The following is a 3,218-nucleotide window of genomic DNA, read 5'->3' as shown; positions in this document are numbered from 1 at the left end:
AAGTTGCAGCGCTCAGCCACCCTGAGCATCGCTTCACTGCCAAGCAGAGCATCAAAACCACTGCGTCCCAGCTCACGTTCAAGCAGCTCTTTACCGCGATCAATCGTCTCGTCACGATGACTGCGTTTGTACCACTGACGAATGCGATTTCGCGCCGTTGGAGTCGCTACAAAATTGAGCCAATCCAAACTTGGATGGGCATTTTTTGAGGTGAGAATATCAATGAAGTCACCATTTTGAAGCGGGGTCGAAAGGGGCAAGAGCCGATCGTTAATTCTTACTCCATGACAATGATTTCCCACCTCAGAGTGAATACGAAAAGCAAAATCAACCGCAGTTGACCCCTTACGAAGCCCCAGAACATCGCCCTTAGGAGTGAACACAAACACCTCCTCGTCAAAAAGATCTTCCTTGATCGAAGCCAGGTAGTCGTTGTGATCATCCGCGCCCCCTTCCTGCTGCCAATCCACGAGCTGACGCAACCAGTTAAAACGCTCCGTATCTCCACCAGTAGCGGGGGATCCACCCTCCTTGTACTTCCAGTGGGCAGCAATGCCGAACTCCGACACCTGATGCATGTCCCAGGTACGAATCTGCACCTCGATCGGACGATGGCGTCCGATTACTGCGGTGTGAAGTGATTGATAACCATTGGGTTTAGGCAAGCCGATGTAGTCCTTGAACCGGCCTGGGATGGGCCTGAACGTGTCGTGCACCACAGCAAGGGCGCGATAACAGGTCTCGACATTCGGCGTCAGGATCCGTAACGCAGCCACGTCGTAGATCTCGTGGAACTCCTTCTGCTGGCGTTGCATCTTGGTCCAGATGCCATAGAGATGTTTCGGGCGACCACTCACCTCACAGCTGTCGAGGCCCACGGCAGCCAAGCGATCACAGAGCAACTGCACCGTGACGGAGAGGCGATCCTCCCGCTCACTGCGCTTGGTTGAAACCTCCTGCTGCATTTCGCGGAAGGCCTCAGGCTCCAGCAACTTGAAGGAGAGATCTTCGAGTTCCCATTTGAAGCGACCAATCCCCAGGCGATTGGCAAGCGGTGCGTAAATCTCTCGCGTTTCCCTGGCGATGCGCTGCCGTTTCTCCTCCTTGAGCGCACCGATCGTGCGCATGTTGTGCAAACGATCGGCCAGCTTCACCAACACCACACGAATATCACTGGCCATCGCCAGAAACATCTTGCGCAGATTCTCAGCTTGAGCCTCCGTCCGATTGGTGAAATGAAGGCCTCCCAGCTTGGTGACGCCTTCCACCAACTCACGAACCTCTGGGCCGAAATGGCTTTGGAGCTGATCTGGTGTCACATCCGTGTCTTCCACCACATCATGGAGGAAACCCGCTGCAATCACGCTGGCACTCGCACCAATGTCCCGCAGCAAATCTGCAACGGCCACCGGATGCACGATGTAGGGATCACCGCTGGCGCGGAACTGCCCCTCATGCAGCTGAAACGCAAAATCAAAAGCAGCCGCTAGCAGGGCCTCTGGATCGGTCGGACAACTGTGTCCGATGCCGGGAGGAACGTGAATCAGGCACTGCTTCAACCAGTCAGGAAGCTCGATGCCATAGTCATCGGGCAAGCGGAGCGGACGTTCGCGCAACGCCGTTAAACCGCAGACCGCAGGAGTCGATCCAGACTGAGTCTGGGAGGGATCGGGTGCAGAGGTTGCGTTGAGCATCCAACCCGGCGGGTGCATCCATGGTATGTAGGCATGAGGCACCGTGCTTTGTTTCATGCCCAACGCGCCAGAAACGGTTCTGACGCTGAATCAGTTGCGTCTGCGCTACCCAGGAAGTGAGTCCTGGACGCTGGATGGATTGGATCTCAGCCTGAAATCGGGAGATCGCTTGGCACTTGTTGGGCCGTCTGGATGCGGGAAGAGCACAGTGGCGCGAGCTGCATTGCAGCTCTTACCTCCAGGGAGCTGCTGCGAAGGAGATCTACGTCTCAATGGTCAAGATCCACGCCAACTCAGTCGGCCTGCCTTGCGCGCCCTGCGCGGAGAAGCGGTCGGCCTGGTGTTTCAGGACCCGATGACGCGCCTGAATCCACTGATGACCGTGGGTGGGCACCTCCTCGACACCTTCGCTGCGCACCGGCCGACGATGGGGCATCAAGAGCGGAAAGACCGCGCTGAAAGCCTGCTGGAACAGGTGGGTATCGGGGCCGAGCGTTTTCGGGCCTATCCCCACGAATTCAGTGGTGGCATGCGTCAGCGCTTAGCCATCGCACTGGCCATTGCACTCGCACCCCCCCTTGTCATCGCCGACGAACCAACCACCAGCCTGGATGTTGCGGTTGCGGGGCAGGTGATGGCGGTGCTGCGAACTCTTTGCGAAGAGCTGGGAAGCGCCCTCCTGCTCATCACCCATGACTTGGCTATGGCCAACCGCTGGTGTGAAGACATGGCGGTCTTGGACGGGGGCCGTCTTGTGGAACAAAACAGCAGCGATCAAGTGCTGACCCACCCCCAATCTGAGATCGGAAAGCGGCTCGTCACAGCCGCCAGGGCCAGGGAAGGAGGCAATACGCCGGGCAAACCTGACGGCACAGCAGTGCTGCAGGTGGAAGGATTGCGCTGTTGGCACAACCTCGGAGGTCCGCCCTGGTCTCCCAACTGGCTGAAAGCGGTGGATGGCGTGAGCTTCACCTTGCAATCCGGTGAATCGTTGGGCGTGGTGGGTGGCTCTGGCTGCGGGAAAAGCACCCTTTGCCGAGCCTTGATGGGCCTTACCCCAATTCGCGGAGGCGAGGTTTGGCTCCAAACCCAAAACCTGCTCCAACTGCGTGGCAGCGCTGAACGACAAGCAAGACGCACCATTCAGATGGTGTTTCAAGACCCGCTGGCCTGCCTGAATCCAGCCCTCAGCGTGGCCGACGCCATCGCAGACCCCCTGCTGATCCATGGCCTCGCCTCGCGGGCAGCCGCTCGAGAACGGGCAAGGGAGCTTCTGGAGCTTGTGGGCCTTTCACCAGCAGATCATTTTCAAAATCGACTGCCCAAGCAACTGTCCGGTGGCCAGCAGCAACGCGTCGCCATTGCTCGCGCTTTGGCTCTAGGCCCGCAGGTGCTGATCTGCGATGAGAGCGTGAGCATGCTCGATGCGGAGATCCAAGCTGAAGTCCTGGCCCTGCTGAGACGTCTGCAGCAAGACTTAGGCCTGGCGATGATTTTCGTGACCCATGACCTCTCGGTGGCGAG

The 3,218-nt window shown here is 58.2% G+C and carries 2 protein-coding genes; one reads left to right on the top strand and one right to left on the bottom strand.

From position 1 onward, the window contains the following. The coding region (locus NCN04_RS09930; protein WP_250395986.1) for a RelA/SpoT family protein at window positions 1-1,694 on the bottom strand (1,694 nt) is incomplete at its 3' end. Between the two features lie 55 nt (window positions 1,695-1,749). Here NCN04_RS09930 and NCN04_RS09925 point away from each other — a divergent pair. Further along, window positions 1,750-3,218, top strand: a 1,469-nt coding sequence (locus NCN04_RS09925; protein ID WP_250395985.1) for an ABC transporter ATP-binding protein, incomplete at its 3' end; no start/stop codon positions are given.

Source organism: Synechococcus sp. MU1655 (assembly GCF_023630655.1).
GTDB lineage: Bacteria > Cyanobacteriota > Cyanobacteriia > PCC-6307 > Cyanobiaceae > Synechococcus_C.
This window is presented reverse-complemented; position numbering and strand designations above follow the sequence as displayed.